The organism is Nocardiopsis alba DSM 43377 (genome assembly GCF_000341225.1).
GTDB classification, from domain to species: Bacteria; Actinomycetota; Actinomycetes; order Streptosporangiales; family Streptosporangiaceae; genus Nocardiopsis; species Nocardiopsis alba.
The window spans coordinates 20,202-36,702 of record NZ_ANAC01000030.1 but is presented as its reverse complement, the minus strand read 5'-3'; the positions used below and the strand labels follow the sequence as shown (position 1 = coordinate 36,702).

Here is a 16,501-nt window from a genome sequence, read left to right as displayed (position 1 = left end):
ATGGCGCGGGACAGGAATCGCCGATCGGCACGGGGCAACCGCCTCGGGCTGGTGATCGTCGGAGTGGTGTTGTTCGCGGCCGGGGGCGTCGCCCTGGCCGCCGGTCTGGGGCTCTTCGGGGTCGGAATCTCGCGTACCCCGATCCTCGGCGGCGCGGTCGACGCGGTGCTCGCCCAACGGTGGGCGCCCTACGTGGTGGTCGCGGTGGCGCTCGTCGCCGGCTTCCTCGCCCTGCGATGGCTGATGGTGCAGGGCATGAACGACACGGTGGGCCGGCTCTACCTGGAACAGACCGACGACGGCAACGTCGAGATGTCCGAGTCCGTCGCGCGCGGTGCCCTGGAGCAGGAGGTCGCCTCCTACCCGGGGGTGCGCCGGGCCCGGGCCCGGTTGACCGAGTCGGGGGACGACCCCCACCTGAGGCTGTCGTTGACCCTGGACGAGGACGCCGACGTCGCCGGGATATGGCAGCGGGTCAGGGAGGAGGCGCTCGCCAACCTCCAGACCTCGCTGGATCTGGAACGGGTGCCCGCGGTCGTGCGGATGTCGATGACCGCGCCCGCCAAGAACCCCCGCCGTAGTCTCGCCTGAGGCGGTTCCGACACACGAGGGCCGGCGCACCCGATGGTGCGCCGGCCCTCATCGTTCGTCCTCGGGCCACAGCCGGCCGGCCCAGGAGTCGGCCCGGGACGATACCGCCCGGAAAGGGGCGGGTCCGGCGGCGAGCGGAGCTCGAGCCACCGGACCCGGGGTGACGACCGATGTGGGCGAGCGGGTGGAAGCTCGAGCCCGGCCATCGGTCGCCTCTTCTGCAACCAGGAGATGAATCAGAACATTCCACCGCATTACTCACGACCTCCGCGCCCGCTGTGGCCGCATGCGGTCATGAGGAGAGATCGCGGGCGTCCTGTGGCACAGGCCTGTCTTCGGCCTCGCGGACCGGGCCGTGGTCGTCGGCGGAGCGTGCCCCGCCGATCAGCACTCGATGACGTTGACGGCGAGGCCGCCGCGGCTGGTCTCCTTGTACTTGTCGTGCATATCGCGCCCGGTGTCGCGCATGGTCTTGATGACCTTGTCCAGGCTCACGAAGTGGCTGCCGTCCCCGCGCAGCGCGATGCGGGTGGCGCTGATCGCCTTCACCGAGGCCAGCGCGTTGCGCTCGATGCACGGCACCTGGACGAGACCGCCGATCGGGTCACAGGTCAGACCCAGGTTGTGCTCCATGGCGATCTCGGCCGCGTTCTCCACCTGGGCGGGGGTGCCGCCCAACACCTCGGCCAGTCCCGCCGCCGCCATCGAGGAGGCCGAGCCGACCTCGCCCTGACAGCCCACCTCGGCCCCGGAGATGGACGCGTTCTGCTTGAACAGGATGCCGATGGCCGCGGCGGTCAGCATGAACCGCACGACGCCCTCGTCACCCGCGCCCGGGCTGAAGTGCAGGTAGTAGTGGAGCACCGCGGGGACGATACCCGCGGCGCCGTTGGTCGGCGCGGTCACCACACGGCCGCCCGCGGCGTTCTCCTCGTTGACCGCCAGCGCGTACAGGGTGATCCAGTCACTGCCGTGCATGGGGTCCGGATCCACCCGGGTCGGTGCCGACAGCCCCCGCTCGTCGCAGTTGCCGCCCAACTGGCGGTACAGCCGGTGCGCCCGTCGCGGTACCCGCAGGCCACCGGGCAGGGTGCCCTCGGTCATGACCCCGCGGCGTACGCACAGACGCATCACCGACCAGATCTCCAGCAGTTCCGCCCGGACCTGTTCCGGGGTGCGGCCGAAGGCGCCCTCGTTGGCGAGCATCAGGGCGCTGATCGACATTCCGGTGCGCTCGCACAGGCCCAACAGCTCCTCCGCGGAGGAGAAGGGGTAGGGCAGTACCGTGTCGTCGGGCTTGATCCGGTCGGCGCCCGCGGCCCGCTCGTCCACGACGAAGCCGCCGCCCACCGAGTAGTACACCTTCGCGGCCACCTCGACCCCCGAGGCGTCCAGGGCCACGAAGCGCATCCCGTTGGGGTGGTCGGGCAGGCTCTCCTTGCGACGGAAGTCCACGTCGACGGCCGGGTCGAAGGAGACCGAGGGGCCGTCGGGGCCGCCCAGTCGCAGGGTCCGCGACGAACGGACCTCCTCCACCAGGGAAGGGACGGAGTCCACGTCCACGCCTTCGGGGGTGTGCCCGGACAGGCCCAGGATCACCGCGGTGTCGCTGCCGTGCCCCTTACCGGTCAGGGCCAGGGATCCGTACAGCTCGGCGCGCACGTGCGTCACTCGTGATGACAGGTCTCGGTCGATCAGGCCGGAGGCGAAGGTCCGGGCCGCCTTCATCGGGCCGACGGTGTGCGAACTGGACGGTCCGATACCGATCTTGAACAGGTCGAAGGTGCTGATGGCCATGAGACCGTCCTCCTCATCGAGCACAGGGGTCGGGCCGTGGGGGATGTGGGCGCCGTGCGGGCCCGCGTGGACCCGCACGGCGTGGATACCGCTACAGGTTGGGATAGAGCGGGCGCTTGGCGGTCAGCGCGTCGACACGTCCGCGCAGGGCGGCGATGTCGGGCTCGGGCTTGAGCGTTTCGGCGATGATGTCGGCGACCTCGGTGAAGTCGTCCTCGTCGAAGCCGCGGGTGGCCAGCGCCGGGGTACCGATCCGCAGACCCGAGGTGACCATCGGCGGCCGCGGGTCGTTGGGGACCGCGTTGCGGTTGACCGTGATGCCCACCGAGTCGAGCAGGTCCTCGGCCTCCTGGCCGTTGATCGGCGAGTTCACCAGGTCCACCAGGACCAGGTGCACGTCGGTGCCGCCGGACAGGACCTTGACGCCCGCCTCGGTCGTGTCCGGGCGGGTGAGCCGTTCGGCGAGGATCCGCGCCCCGGCGAGGGTGCGGCGCTGACGCTCGGCGAACTCCTCGCTCGCAGCGACCTTGAACGAGACCGCCTTGGCCGCGATCACGTGCTCCAGCGGGCCGCCCTGCATGCCGGGGAAGACCGCGGAGTTGATCTTCTTGCCCAGCTCGGCCTTGGACAGGATCATCCCGCCGCGCGGACCGCCCAGGGTCTTGTGCGTGGTGGTGGTGACCACGTCGGCGAACGGCACCGGGTTGGGGTGCAGTCCGGCCGCGACCAGACCGGCGAAGTGCGCCATGTCGACCATCAGCAGGGCGCCGACCTCGTCGGCGATCTGCCGGAAGCGCTCGAAGTCGAGCTGACGCGGGTAGGCCGACCAGCCCGCCACGATCATCTTGGGGCGGTGCTCCTTGGCGAGGGCGGCGACCTCGTCGTAGTCGACGGTGCCGTCGTCCTCGCGCACGTGGTAGGCCACGGCGTCGAGGATCTTGCCGGAGTAGTTGATCCGCATGCCGTGGGTCAGGTGACCGCCGTGGGCCAGGTCCAGGCCCAGGATGGTGTCGCCCGGCTTGAGCAGGGCGAAGTACACCGCGGTGTTGGCCTGGGCGCCCGAGTGCGGCTGCACGTTGACGTGCTCGGCGCCGAAGAGCTCCTTGGCCCGGTCGATCGCGAGCTGTTCGACGACGTCGACGTGCTCGCAACCGCCGTAGTAGCGGCGGCCGGGGTAGCCCTCGGCGTACTTGTTGGTCAGGACGGTGCCCTGGGCCTCCAGAACCGCCTGGGGGGCGAAGTTCTCGGAGGCGATCATCTCCAGGGTGTCGCGCTGGCGCGCCAGTTCGGCGTCGACCGCGGCCGCCACCTCGGGGTCCAGCTCGCTCAGGGTCCGGTTGAGAAGGTTGTCGCCGGTCATATCAGTTCTCGCCTTCGGTCAGCTTGGTGTACTCCTCGGCGGAGAGCAGGTCCGCGGGCTCCTCGGAGAAGCGCACCTTGAACAGCCAGCCGCCCTCGAAGGGCGCGGAGTTGATGGTCTCGGGGGAGTCCTCGAGCGTCTCGTTGACCTCGACGACCTCGCCGCTGACGGGGGAGTAGATGTCGCTGACGGACTTGGTGGACTCCACCTCTCCCGCGGTCTCTCCCGCGGTGACCTCGTCGCCGACCGAGGGGGTCTCGACGAAGACGATGTCGCCCAGCGATTCGGCGGCGAACGCGGTGATCCCGACGGTGGCGATCCCGTCCTCTACCGCGACCCACTCGTGTTTGGCGGTGTAACCCAGCTCCGTGGGAACGCTCACTTCAACTCTCCTTGGAGGTGTTCCATTTGTCTGCCGTGCGCCCGTACGGCGACCCGGCCCGGCCTATGTCCGGCCACGCCCCGTCCGTGCCGCCCCCCTGGGGGAACGGCACCGAGGCGTGTACCGGTCGTCGAGGATCCTCGTGGGACCCCCTCCTACGACCGCCGCTTGTAGAACGGCAGCTCGACCACGTCGACCTCTTCTCCCCGGCCACGCACGTCCACGGTGAACGTGCCGGTCGTGGTGTCGAGGTCGCCGTCCACGTAGGCCATGGCGATGGGGCGGCCCAGGGTGGGGGAGGGGGCGCCGCTGGTGATGGTTCCGACGACGGAGCCGTCGCGCAGCACGTCCTGGCCCTTGCGCAGGGGCCGGCGGCCGCGGGCGACGAACCCGACCAGGCGCTTGTCACGCGCGGTGCGGGAGGCCTCTTCCAGGGCGGCGCGGCCGACGAAGTCACCGGACTTGTCGAGCCTGACCACGCGGCCCAGGCCGGCGTCGAAGGGGGTGAGGTCGGAGGTGAGCTCCTGGCCGTAGAGCGGCATGCCCGCCTCCATGCGCAGGGTGTCGCGCGCGGAGAGCCCGGCGGGGACCAGACCGAGGTCGGCGCCGCCGGAGATGAGGGCGGACCAGATCTCGGGGGCGCGGTCGGCGGGCTTGACGAAGATCTCGAAGCCGTCCTCACCGGTGTAACCGGTCCGGGCGAGCAGGACGGGGACACCGGCGACTGTGTGCTCGTAACCGGCGAAGTAGCGGATCTCGTCGAGGTCGGCGTCGGTGAGCGGGGCGAGGATCTCCACGGCGCGCGGGCCCTGGATGGCGATGAGCGAGTATTCGGGGGACTCGTCGACGACCTCGACGTCGAAGCCGGCGGCGCGTTCGGTCAGGGCGGAGGCGACGACGGAGACGTTGGCCGCGTTGGCCACGACCAGGTACTCCCGCTCACCGAGACGGTAGACGATGAGGTCGTCCAGGACACCGCCGTCCTCGGCGGTGATCATGGTGTAGCGCGCCCGGCCCACCTTCAGTTTCGACAGGTAGCCGGCCAGGGCGTGGTCGAGGGCCTGGTCGGCCTGGGGGCCGGTCAGCCGGATCTCGCCCATGTGGGAGAGGTCGAAGAGCCCGGCGGCCTCGCGGACCGCCTTGTGCTCGGCGGTCTCGCTGCCGTAACGGAGCGGCATGAGCCACCCGGCGAAGTCGACGAGCGTGGCCCCGGCCTCTTCGTGGATCTTGTGCAGTGCGGTGAGACGCGGCGAGGAGGTGGGCTCTGACATGGGCACTCCCGAGAGGATGGGCGGTGTCGGTTGAGGCGTTGCCATCCTCCCCCTCTGTCATCGGTGCCTGAGAGCTTCGCCCCGCGCTCGGCGTGGCTTGCACCTTCGGCGAGGGACGTGCGTCCCTGCTTTCCAGAGTGGTCTCGCCCGTACGGTCCGCTGTGCCTGAGAGGTTGTCTGTGGGGAGGGATTGCTCCTTCGGCGGTCCACGCTGGATACGCGGACACTCTCCCGTACGGGGTCAGCAACAGGTTCAGCCTAGCAGCGGCGGGATGGGGCTCCCAAGACCGCCCGACGGGTTGTGGACGACGGTCGTCGCGCGGCCGCGAAGGGCGTGGGACCAGGGGTTCCGTGCCCGGCTCCGTCGTTCGGGCCCGTGAGGTCGTGGGGTGAGGGGAGCCGGGGCCCTCGTCGTGGGGGGCACGGCGCGAGGGATGGGTCACGTACGGGGTGGTGAGGGTGGGAGGGGTGGGGCGGGTCCGGGGGCGGATTCGCGCTCGACGGTCGGCGCTCGTCGTCGATGACGGGTGACCGGGCGGGGCGACGCGCGTGCGGAGCGTGTCGTTCAGGGGTGGTGATCGGTGGTCCGTGGGCTAGTTTGGAGGACGGACGTCCCCTCGATCACCGCCTGGAGGAGCCGAGTGCGTACCGACACCGAATCCGCCCCCAGAAGGTCCCGGAGGACCCGTGGATACGCCCTGACCGCGGGGTGCGCGCTCACCCTCTTCACGGGCGTCGCCTGCGGTGGGACCGAGGAGGAGGGCGAGCCGGACCGTTCGGCCGTGGGCGAGCCCGTCGAGCTGGGCGACGTGGAGGCCGTGGAGCGCGGCGACCTGGAGTCCCTGTTCGAGGACGCCGGGGTGGACGGGACGTTCGTGCTCTACGACGCCAACGGCCGATCGGCGGTGCTGGTGGGGGCGGACGGCGCCCACGAGCGCGCCGTGCCCGGGGCCACCTTCGAACTCCCGAACACGCTCATCGCCCTCCAGACCGGAGCGGTCTCCGACGTCGACGAGACGATCTCCCCGGATCGGGGAGAGGGGCGGAGCCTGCGCGCGGACCTGTCCGCCTCCGGGACGTCGGTGCACCACGAGGTCGCCGAGCGGATCGGGCACGAGCGCATGTCCACCTGGGTGGACCGGTTCGACTACGGCAACCGCGGTGTCGGGGACGAGGACGACCTGGGCCGTTTCTGGGCCGAGGGTCCGTTGGAGATCTCCGCGCTGGAGCAGGCCACCTTCCTGGCCGGGCTGGCGAGGGCCGAGCTTCCCGTGGACGTGGAGCACCAGGAGACCCTTCGCGAGCTGGTGGCGTTGGAGGAGGGGAGCGACTACCGGCTCTTCGGCCCCACCGGCCACGGTGAGGACGACGAGGCCCACGGCTGGTGGGTCGGCTGGGTCGAGCGCTCCGACGAACTGCACACGTTCGCGCTGCGCCTGGACGAGGGCTCGGAGGGCGACGCCGAGCTGCGCGAGTCGCTGGGCCGGGGGTTCCTGGTGGAACTGGACGTGCTTCCCGGAGAGGCCGCGGAGGCCTGACGGTCACCGGAGCTGGATCGGGACGGAACGGGAGAAGCGCTGGGCGGCGTCGGTCACCCCGCCCATGAACTTGAAGGTCCGCAGGGTCATCCTGCGGTCGGCGATGCGCAGCCCGGGGAGTTCCTCCAGCAGGCGTCGTTCCACCCGGGTCAGGTCGGGGGCGTCACGGAGCCAGAGGATGAACAGGGTGTTCTCCGGCCCGGCGATGTTGGTGCACAGCCGAACCTCGGGGATGCGTTCGCCCAGATCGGGTGTGGAGTCCAGGGTCTCGGGGTCGACGTTGCCCCAGAGGGTGGCGGCGCTGGGCCAGCCCATGTGCACCCGGGAGATGTCGCAGCGCAGCCCGAGCAGACCGTCGCGCAGGAGCCGGTTGAGGCGTCGCGCGGCCGTGGTGGGCGCGATGTCCAGACGCTCGGCGATGGTCTGATAGCCCAGCCTCGCGTCCTCGCACAACAGGTCGACGATCCGCTGGTCGAGTTCGGTGACCTGCTCGTTGCCGACCGGGTCCCTGGGCGCCGGGGAGAGGGCGTGCAGGCGCCTGCGCTGGTCGGGGGAGAGCGCCCGCACCTGCCACAGGTAGGCCTCCCGCGGCACCTCCGTGACCACGTGGACCCGGTAGGACACCACGTCGGGGATGCCGCCCACCCCGTTGAGCAGGTAGTCGGCCAGGCCCGCCCCGGGCACCACGGTGAGCATGAGCTGGTGGGAGCCGGCCACGAACTGGATGCTGAGGGTGTCCCGGTCCTCGGCCAGTACGGCGGCGACCCGCTCCACCGTTCCGTTGCGGCAGCTCAGCTCGACATAGCTGAGATTGCGGCGGGCCATCACGCGTCGGCGCGGGAACGCCGCGATACGGGCCAGACCCTCGTCCTCCAAGCGCTTCCAACGTCGGGAGAGCGTGGTGGGGTCCACGCCCAGGATCGGCCCCAGTTCGGCCCAGGTGGCCCTCGGCGCGAGTTGGAGGGCGTTGATCAGCGTCAGATCGAACTCGTTCGGAACGGTGGGTTCCGGCATCGTTCACCTTCTCGAAACTCGTTTCCTGCGTTTTCGCGGGGTTAACCACATCACAGCTTAGGTTTTCGCAAGATCGGAACGCAGCCGTGAGCTGCGTGTTCTCGATGGACGACGAGCTCGTGCGTGTCCCGCCCTTCCGTACACGGAGCCGCGGGCACCGGTGGGCGGTGAGGGAGAGGATGGCGTCGATGATCTCGGCCGAGCAGACCGTGGTGGTGCGTGGCGGGACCGTGATCGACGGGACCGGAGCCGACCCCCGGCTCGGTCTGACGGTGATCGCCCGCGAGGGCCGGATCGACTGGATCGGTCCGGACGCGGACGCTCCGGAGGTGACCGGTCCCCACCATGAGGTGGACGCCGCCGGCGGGACGATCCTTCCGGGGTTCATCGACACCCACGTGCACATGACCATGTCCGGCGACGGGATGAACCCCGCCGACCTGGTCGATCAGCCCCCTCACTACGGTTACTTCACCGCGATCCCGCGCCTGCGGGCCACCCTGGACGCGGGCGTCACCAGCGTCCGCGACCTGGCCGGACTCGATCAGGCCGTCATGCGCGCGGTGGATGAGGGGATCGTCGCCGGTCCGCGGATCGTCACCGCCTACCGGGCCCTGGGCCCCACCGGTGGGCACGGCGACTTCCGCACCTGTTGCGGGTTCGACTACGGGACGGTCCTGGGGCCCGATGGAGCGGTCTCGATCAACACCGATGGGCCGGCCGAGGCCCTGCGCGCCACCCGCGAGGTCATGCGCAAGGGGGCCGGGGTCATCAAGGTGATGGCCAGTGGCGGGGTCTGGAGCCCCCAGGACACCCCATGGCACGACGGTCTCAACATCGAGGAGATGTCGGTGATCGTGCGGGAGGCCGCCGCCCACGACGTTCCCGTGGCGGCGCACGCCCAGAGCGCGCGCAGTATCCGCAACGCCCTGGCCGCCGGTGTCACCAGCATCGAACACGGCTATGAGATCGACGGGCCCGGCATCGAGTCCATGCTCGACGGCGGCGCCTACCTGGTGCCCACCCTGTCGACCGCCACCACCCCGCCCGATCCGACCAGGTCGGCCGCCTACGCCGTGGCCAAGAAGCTCAAGCTCCAAGAGCACCTGAGCGAGAACATCACCACCGCCGTCAGGGCGGGCGTCCGCGTCGCCATGGGCACGGACTCGGGCATCTGCCCGCACGGCCGTAACCTGCGCGAACTGGCGCTGCTCGTCGAGCATGGGCTGACCCCCATGGGCGCGCTGCTGGCCGGCACCCGCGACGCCGCCGCCCTCCTCGGGCTGGCCGACGAGATCGGCACCCTCGAAACCGGCAAACGCGCGGACATCGTCGTCTGCGCGGGCGACCCCCTCGCCGACATCACCCTGCCCGGCGACCCCGACAACATCACCGTCGTGATCAAGGACGGTGTCGTCCACAAGGACACCGCACGCCGGACCCCCGCGAACCGACCCCGACCCCTCCCCGTGACCCATTCCGAGGTGACACCATGAGCACCAAGAGCTCGAAGCGGAGCCGAACGGACGGATCCTCCGGACCACGTCCCGGCCTCTTCGCCCGCATGCTGGACGGCATCGAACGCGTCGGCAACAGGATCCCCGACCCCTTCATCCTTTTCCTGCTGCTCTTCGTGATCGTGGCCGTGGCCTCCACGATCATGGCGTCGCTCGGCACCACCTACGAGGTGCCCGGCAGCGAGGAGGGCGCCCAGGAGATCCAGGGCTTCCTCTCCGCCCAGGGACTGACCTGGCTGACCACCAACCTGGTCTCGAACTTCATCGGTTTCCCGCCGTTGGGCGTGGTCCTCACGGTGCTGCTCGGTGTGGGGCTGGCCCAGCGGACCGGTCTGCTCAACTCTCTGGTCCGAGGGGCGTTCGGGCGTGCGCCGAAGTGGCTGCTGCCCTACGTCGTCGCCTTGGTCACGGTCTCCGGCAGCATCATGAGCGACGCCGCGATGGTGGTGATCCCTCCACTGGCCGCCCTGGTCTTCAAAGCCGCCGGAAGGCACCCCGTCGCCGGTCTGCTGGGCGGTTTCGCGGTGGCCACCGCGGCGTTCAGTTGCAGCCCCTTCATCACCAGCACCGACGCCCTGCTGTCCGGCATCACCCAGACCGCGAGCGCCTCGGTGGGGTTGGGCACCACGGTCACTCCGGTCTCCAACCACTTCCTCACCTTCACCATCGCGGTCCTGCTGACCTTCGTCGGCGGTCTGCTCATCGATCGGGTCCTCGAGCCCGCCATGGAGCGTGGCGGGGTCACCCGTGAGCAGGTCGTGGTTGAGGACGTCCGTGAGGGAGCGGACCGCCCCGACATGCGGATGGATCCGGAGCTCGACCGGATCGAGCGGTCGGGGCTGCGCTGGGCCGGTATCGCCCTGGTGATCACCGTGGCGGCGGTGCTGTTGGTGACCCTGCCCGCGGGCGCGCCCATGCGGAACGAGGACGGGGCCTTCCTCCCGACCTCACCGCTGTTGAGCTCGGTGGTCTTCCTGGTCTTCCTCACCCTGGCGATGCCCGCGCTGGCCTACGGTCTGGCGACCAGGGCCATCACCGGCGGGGCCGACGTGGCCGCGATGATGGGGCACACCATCAAGGACATGTCCGGGTTCATCGTGCTGGCCTTCGTGATGTCGCAGTTCCTGGAGCTCTTCAACTGGACGGGCCTGTCCACCTGGATCGCCATCAAGGGGGCCGAGGCCCTGGAGTCCACCGGCTTCACCGGCTTCGGGGCGATCGTCGCGTTCATCATGCTGGCCTGGCTGATCAACTTCTTCATCATCTCCGGGTCGGCCCAGTGGGCCCTGTTCGCGGTGGTGTTCGTGCCGATGTTCGCGCTGTTGGGCTACGAACCCGGGTTCGTTCAGGCCGCGTACCGGATCGGCGACTCCACCTCCAGCGTGCTCTCGCCGCTCAACCCGTACGTGATCATCGTGCTCGGCTTCCTGAAGACCTATGAGCCCAAGGCCGGAATCGGGACCGTGATCGCCCGCTGTCTGCCCTTCTCCCTGGTCTTCCTCGTCATCTGGGTCGCCGTGTTCGCGGTGTTCTTCTTCCTGGGTCTGCCGATCGGACCGGGCATGTACGCGCACATCTGAACCATCGATCCCCGACCGTGGCCGGGGCCCGAACGGGCTCCGGCCGCACCCTGTCGCCGAACCGGCGCACCGACGTAAGGAGACATCCCATGACCGGCTCCAGGACCCTGTATCGGGACCTCACCCTGATCGACGGCACCGGGGCCGCCCCGGTCGAGGACGCCGCCGTGCTCGTGAAGGACGGGGAGATCGTCTACGCGGGGCCCGCGGCCGACGCCCCCGCGACGGACCCCGAGGACACCGTCGAGAGCCTGGGCGGACGCACCCTGCTGCCCGGCTTCATCGACACCCACGTGCACTTCGGGTTCGCCGACGGTCGGGCCCTGGCCACCAACAACGCGGAGATCTCCCGGAGCCTGCACGCCTTCGAGTCCGCGGAGCGGATGAGCGTGACCCTCGACGCCGGTGTGACCGGCGCGCGCGACCTCGGAGGGGCCGACGCCGGGTTCCGTATCGCCCAGGAGAGGGGCCTGATCCGAGGCCCGCGCCTGAGCATGGCGCTCCGCCTGATGAGCCACACCGGAGGGCACGCCGACTTCACCCTGCCCTCCGGGTTCAACGCGCACGACTGCGAGCACACCGCCGCCGAGATCGCCGACTCCCCGCAGGAGGCGCGCGTGTCCACGCGTCGCCTCATCCGCGACGGCGCCGACGTCATCAAGGTCTGCGCCACGGGTGGGCTCTCCAGCCCTTCGGACGGGCCCACCGACGAGGGCATCGGAGAGGAGGAGATCGCCGCGATCGTCGCGGAGACCGCCAAGCACGGCGGTCGTCCGGTCGCCGCCCACGCCCAAGGGGCGGCGGGGATCCGCAACGCGGTCAGGGGCGGGGTCGCCAGCATCGAGCACGGCTACCTGATCGACGACGAGGGCATCGACCTGATGCTCGAGCGCGGCACCTTCCTGGTGCCGACCCTGACCACGTTCGACTTCGAGGACCGGATCCACCTGATGTCCCGCAAGTCGATCGAGACCAAGCGGGCCCTGACCGACGAGACCTACGAGCGGGTCTCGCACGCGGTCGCGCGCGGGGTGCGCGTGGCGATGGGGACCGACGCGGGCATCTCCGAACACGGCCGTAACCTGCGCGAACTGGCGCAGTTGGTCCGGGTGGGCCTGACCCCGACACAGGCCATCGTCGCGGGTACCCGGAACGCCGCGGAGCTGGTCGGCGTGGCCGACCGGGCGGGCACCGTCGAAGCGGGCAAGGTGGCCGACCTGGTCGTCTGCGACGGCGATCCGCTCGCCGACATCTCCCTGCTGGGGGACCGGGACAACGTGGTCCTGGTCGTCCAGGGCGGGAAGGTCGTCAAGGACACCCGCGCCTGACCGGGACCCGGGGAGACGACGGGCGCCCGGAGAGGTTCCTCCGGGCGCCCGTGTCGTGCGGGGAAGGGATCAGGCGACGTTCTTGCGGCGCCGACGGACGGCGTCGGCCAGGTCGGCCAGCACGCCCTCGGTGGTCTCCCACCCCATGCACTTGTCGGTGATCGATTGTCCGTAGACGAGGTCGGCGGGGTCGCCCAGCTTCTGGGCGCCCTCCTCCAGGAAGCTCTCCAGCATGACGCCGATGATGCCCTGCTGCCCCTCGGCGACCTGGGCCGCGATCTCCCGGGCCACCCCGACCTGGCGGACGTGGTCCTTGCCGCTGTTGGCGTGGCTGGCGTCGATCATCAGACGACGGGGGAGACCGGCGCCGCCGATGACGTCCAGGGCGGACCCGACGGAGACGGGGTCGTGGTTGGGGCCGCCGCGTCCACCGCGCAGGATGACGTGGCAGTCCGGGTTGCCCTCGGTCACCACGACCGAACCGGCGCCGGTCGGGTCCACCCCGAAGAAGGTGTGCGAGGCGGCGGAGGCGCCCACGGCGTCGACCGCGACCTGGACGTCGCCGTCGGTGCCGTTCTTGAACCCGACCGGCGTGCTCAGGCCACTGCTCAACTGGCGGTGGACCTGGCTCTCGGTGGTCCGGGCGCCGATGGCTCCCCAGGAGACGACGTCGGCGATGTACTGCGGGGTGATCGGGTCGAGGAACTCGGTTCCGGCGGGCAGCCCCAGGGCGTTGATGTCGAGGAGCAGCCGGCGGGCGGTGCGCAGACCGCGGTGCACGTCGTAGGTGTCGTCCAGGCCCGGGTCGTTGATCAGGCCCTTCCAACCCACCGTGGTGCGGGGCTTCTCGAAGTACACGCGCATGACCACGCACAGCTCCTCGCCGACCGAGGGCACCAGCTCGGCCAGGCGTCGCGCGTAGTCCATCGCGGATTCGGTGTCGTGCACCGAGCAGGGGCCGACGACGACCAGCAGTCGGTCGTCCTCACCGTCCAGGACCCGTTTGATCTCGGCGCGGGAGTTCTCCACCAGGGCGGTGCTCTCCTCGCCGAGAGGCAGCTCCGCGAGCAGGTCCCGGGGTGCGATGAGCGGCTTGTAGCTCGCCACACGTGTGTCGTTGGTGCTCGTCATCGTTTCCCCTAGATCCCGTCCGATTGATCGTCCTGCGCTCAAACCGTAGCGCGACGTCCTTCCTCGGACACGGTCACGTGAGGAATTCCACCGCTCTCCGAGGATGGGAAGGGCCACATTCGGACATTGGCGTGAACGGCGTCTCATGGTGCGAGACGAAATGGGCCGAGGCCATTCCCGTCGAGAGCCGGTGCGGGCCTGGAGCGGTCATTCCTCCGGCCCGGGGAGGTCCTCCTCCCAGAACTCGCGGGGACGGCGCGCGCCCTCGGTGGCCGTGCCGCGTTCGGCCTCGATCCGCCGCAGCTCCACCCTTCGGATCTTACCCGAGGCGGTCATGGGCAGCTCGGCGAACTCCAGGCGGCGCACCCTCTTGTGCGGTGGCAGACGATCTCGGGCGTGACGCATGATCGCCCGGGCGCTCTCGGCGTCGAGGGCCACGCCCTCGGCCGGTCTCACGTACGCCTTCACCACCGCCAGCCGCAACGGGTCGGGAGAGGGGACCACGGCCGCGTCCTCCACATATTCGTGTTCGATGAGAACGCTTTCCAGTTCGAATGGTGAGATGCGGTAATCCGATGCCGTGAACACGTCTTCGATACGACCGATATAGGTAATGTGACCGCTCGAATCCCGGGAGGCGATGTCCCCGGTCCGGTACAGACCCATACGGGTGGCCTCTCGGGTGAGTTCCGGATCGTCGACGTAACCGCGCATCGTCCCCACCGGATCGTCGGAGAGATCCACACAGATCTCGCCGAGATCGGACGGCTCGTCGGTGACCGGGTCGATGAGAACGATGTCGTACCCGGGCATCGGTCTTCCCATGGACCCGGAGAGCACCGGCTGCCCGGGGCCGTTGCCGATGAGCAGGGTCGTCTCGGTCTGCCCGAAGCCGTCGCGGATGGTGATGCCCCAGGCCCGCTGGATACTCTCGACCACCGCGGGGTCGAGCGGCTCCCCGGCGGCGACGGCCTCGCGCAGCGCGACCGGCCACGCCTCCGGGTCGGCGCGGGAGATGTCCCGCCAGACCGTGGGAGGAGCGCACAGGGTGGCCACCCCACAGCGCTCCATCGTGTCCATCAGGGCCTCGGGGTCGAAGCGTTCCCGGGCGAGCACGAGCACCGTGGCCTCGGCGTTCCAGGGGGCGAAGACACTGCTGTAGGCGTGCTTGGCCCAACCGGGCGCGGTCACGTTCATGTGCACGTCCCCGGGGCGGGCCCCCAGCCAGTACATGGTGGACAGGTGGCCGATGGGGTAGGAGGCGTGCGTATGGGAGACCAGTTTGGGATGGGCGGCCGTCCCCGAGGTGAAGTACAGCAGCAGCGGGTCGTCGGGCGAGGTCGGACGCGGCGGGGTGAAGTCCAGGGCGGCGTGCTCGGAGTCGGGGTATTCCAGCCAGCCCTCCATGTAGCCCACGCAGATCCGTGTCCAGTGCCCGTCGACGTTCTCGAAGCGGGCGGCGTCGGCGGGCGAACAGATCACGTGGGAGATGTCGCCGCGGATCAGGCGATCCTCCAGATCGACCTCGGACAGTGACGGCGAGGTCGGGCTGATCACGGCGCCCATCTTGATCGCGGCCAGAGTGGTCTCCCACAACTCGACCTGGTCGCCCAAGGCGACCATGATCCGGTCGCCGGGATGGACGCCCTGCCCCAAGAGCCAGTTCGCGACCTGGTTGGAGCGTTCGGACATCTGTCGATAGGTGTGGTGGACCTCGGTGCCGTCCTCATGGACCATCCACAGCGCGGTCCGGTCCGGACGGGTCCGCGCCACCTCGTCGAAGTGGTCGAGAGCCCAGTTGAAGTGTTCGGGACGGGGCCACGAGAACTCCCTGTGGGCGGTCTCCTGATCCTCTCGGTGGCGCAGGAGCAGGTCCCGTGCGTCACGGAACTCCCGCGCGCCCTCGGACATCTCTTTCGACATCGTCGACGACCTCCGGATCGGAGCGGCGCGCCGCGCACCGCCCGCGGGCCTCCCACCACCGTGCGGCCGGTGGGACGGGGTGTGCCCCTGCTTCTACCCGGGATCGGCGGCGCTCACGCCGATCGCCCTCCCAAGGAGTCGAGAACGTCCCCATAGGATGGTGAGCCATGGAGGAGATACGCGGACACCACGCGATATGGCGGTTCGACGACGAGACGCTTCGGATCCGCTTCGACAGTGGTCGTAAGGTGCCCCGGCTGCTCAAACTGCTGGGTCAGTGCTCGCTCCCGCTCGCCGCCGTGCGCGAGGTGGACTTCGACCCGGGCGACCGCAAGCGCGGTTGGTCGCTGCGCCTGCGTCTGATGGACGGGGCCGACCCCTACGCCCGCGCGGAGATCCCGGTCCCCTCCTCCCCACTGCTGTTGACCGGCCCCCACGATCGGGAACTGCTCTCGGAGTACTTCTCCGAACGGCTGATCGAGTCCGCTCGCTACGCCGCCGGCGTCCTTCCCGGCCCGCTGGACCCGGCCGAGGTCTCCCGCGGTCTGGTGGGACGTCCACCGCTCCAGGTGCGCACGGCGGAGGGGTCCGCCTCCTTCGACGGAGAACGCCTGCGCCTCCAGTGGGACGGCTGGCTGGCCAGCACCGCCAAGGAACGGGAGAAGTCCCGCGAGTACCGCTTCTCCGACATCGAACGCGTCTCCTGGCAGCCGACGGTCGACCTCACGGAGGGCTTCCTGCGCGTGGTCCTGCGAGGGGTCTCCCTCCCCGAGGCCGCCGACCTGGAGAACGACTTCTTCACCCTGGTCTCGCACGGACCGAAGGGCGCCGACGAGACCCTCCTGATGGCCGTGACCGTCAACAGTCTGCTCGCGTCCGTGGAGAACGGGGAGAAGGCCCCCGCCGAGGTGGAGGCCGCGCCCGGTGAGGCCGAGGACGGCGGCGACGGAGAGATGATCTTCACCAAGATCCGCGAACTCGGCCGTCTGCACGCGGAGGGTCTGCTGACCGACGAGGAGTTCAGCACGAAGAAGGCCCAGCTCCTGGACCGGCTCTGACCCAGTGAGAG

General features: G+C 70.0%; 13 protein-coding genes and 1 riboswitch. Of the genes, 6 read left to right on the top strand and 7 right to left on the bottom strand.

Going from position 1 to position 16,501, the window contains the following annotated elements; all coding sequences use genetic code 11:
* Nucleotides 1-591, top strand: a complete 591-nt coding sequence (gene amaP, locus D451_RS0124295; protein ID WP_017536346.1) for an alkaline shock response membrane anchor protein AmaP — start codon at nucleotides 1-3, stop codon at nucleotides 589-591.
* Nucleotides 592-975: 384 nt separating this feature from the next.
* Here amaP and D451_RS0124290 read toward each other — a convergent pair whose 3' ends face one another.
* The 4 genes from D451_RS0124290 to gcvT all read right to left on the bottom strand — a co-directional run bounded on the left by D451_RS0124290 (nucleotide 976) and on the right by gcvT (nucleotide 5,401).
* Entirely contained in the window at nucleotides 976-2,388 is a 1,413-nt protein-coding gene (locus D451_RS0124290) for an L-serine ammonia-lyase (protein WP_017536345.1), read from the bottom strand.
* Nucleotides 2,389-2,479: 91 nt separating this feature from the next.
* Nucleotides 2,480-3,748, bottom strand: coding sequence for a serine hydroxymethyltransferase (locus D451_RS0124285; RefSeq protein WP_014910632.1), 1,269 nt, complete (start codon nucleotides 3,746-3,748; stop codon nucleotides 2,480-2,482).
* Nucleotide 3,749: 1 nt separating this feature from the next.
* On the bottom strand, nucleotides 3,750-4,130 hold the full coding sequence (gene gcvH, locus D451_RS0124280) for a glycine cleavage system protein GcvH (protein ID WP_017536344.1): 381 nt from the start codon (nucleotides 4,128-4,130) through the stop codon (nucleotides 3,750-3,752).
* 155 nt (nucleotides 4,131-4,285) lie between these two features.
* The gene (gcvT, locus tag D451_RS0124275) at nucleotides 4,286-5,401 is read right to left on the bottom strand and encodes a glycine cleavage system aminomethyltransferase GcvT (protein ID WP_014909541.1); all 1,116 of its coding nucleotides are present in this window, start codon (nucleotides 5,399-5,401) and stop codon (nucleotides 4,286-4,288) included.
* A gap of 142 nt (nucleotides 5,402-5,543) precedes the next feature.
* A riboswitch (glycine riboswitch) is annotated at nucleotides 5,544-5,645 on the bottom strand.
* 397 nt (nucleotides 5,646-6,042) lie between these two features.
* Here gcvT and D451_RS0124270 point away from each other — a divergent pair.
* On the top strand, nucleotides 6,043-6,939 hold the full coding sequence (locus D451_RS0124270; protein WP_017536343.1) for a penicillin-binding transpeptidase domain-containing protein: 897 nt from the start codon (nucleotides 6,043-6,045) through the stop codon (nucleotides 6,937-6,939).
* A gap of 3 nt (nucleotides 6,940-6,942) precedes the next feature.
* Here D451_RS0124270 and D451_RS0124265 read toward each other — a convergent pair whose 3' ends face one another.
* Entirely contained in the window at nucleotides 6,943-7,953 is a 1,011-nt protein-coding gene (locus D451_RS0124265; RefSeq protein WP_014911818.1) for an Lrp/AsnC family transcriptional regulator, read from the bottom strand.
* A 188-nt stretch (nucleotides 7,954-8,141) separates the two neighbouring features.
* Here D451_RS0124265 and D451_RS0124260 point away from each other — a divergent pair, with 188 nt between their 5' ends.
* From D451_RS0124260 to D451_RS0124250, 3 genes are all read left to right on the top strand, one after another.
* The gene (locus tag D451_RS0124260; RefSeq protein WP_394296805.1) at nucleotides 8,142-9,449 is read left to right on the top strand and encodes a metal-dependent hydrolase family protein; all 1,308 of its coding nucleotides are present in this window, start codon (nucleotides 8,142-8,144) and stop codon (nucleotides 9,447-9,449) included.
* Nucleotides 9,446-11,050: an AbgT family transporter gene (locus D451_RS0124255; RefSeq protein ID WP_017536341.1), complete on the top strand. Its 1,605-nt coding sequence runs from the start codon at nucleotides 9,446-9,448 to the stop codon at nucleotides 11,048-11,050. The genes D451_RS0124260 and D451_RS0124255 overlap by 4 nt, the downstream gene beginning before the upstream one ends.
* Nucleotides 11,051-11,139: 89 nt before the next feature.
* The gene (locus tag D451_RS0124250) at nucleotides 11,140-12,378 is read left to right on the top strand and encodes a metal-dependent hydrolase family protein (RefSeq protein WP_017536340.1); all 1,239 of its coding nucleotides are present in this window, start codon (nucleotides 11,140-11,142) and stop codon (nucleotides 12,376-12,378) included.
* Between the two features lie 69 nt (nucleotides 12,379-12,447).
* Here D451_RS0124250 and D451_RS0124245 read toward each other — a convergent pair whose 3' ends face one another.
* On the bottom strand, nucleotides 12,448-13,509 hold the full coding sequence (locus tag D451_RS0124245) for a 3-deoxy-7-phosphoheptulonate synthase (RefSeq protein ID WP_017536339.1): 1,062 nt from the start codon (nucleotides 13,507-13,509) through the stop codon (nucleotides 12,448-12,450).
* A gap of 207 nt (nucleotides 13,510-13,716) precedes the next feature.
* Entirely contained in the window at nucleotides 13,717-15,432 is a 1,716-nt protein-coding gene (locus tag D451_RS0124240; RefSeq protein ID WP_017536338.1) for an AMP-binding protein, read from the bottom strand.
* 167 nt (nucleotides 15,433-15,599) lie between these two features.
* Here D451_RS0124240 and D451_RS0124235 point away from each other — a divergent pair, with 167 nt between their 5' ends.
* Entirely contained in the window at nucleotides 15,600-16,490 is an 891-nt protein-coding gene (locus D451_RS0124235; RefSeq protein WP_017536337.1) for a DUF4429 domain-containing protein, read from the top strand.
* Nucleotides 16,491-16,501: the final 11 nt, after the last annotated feature.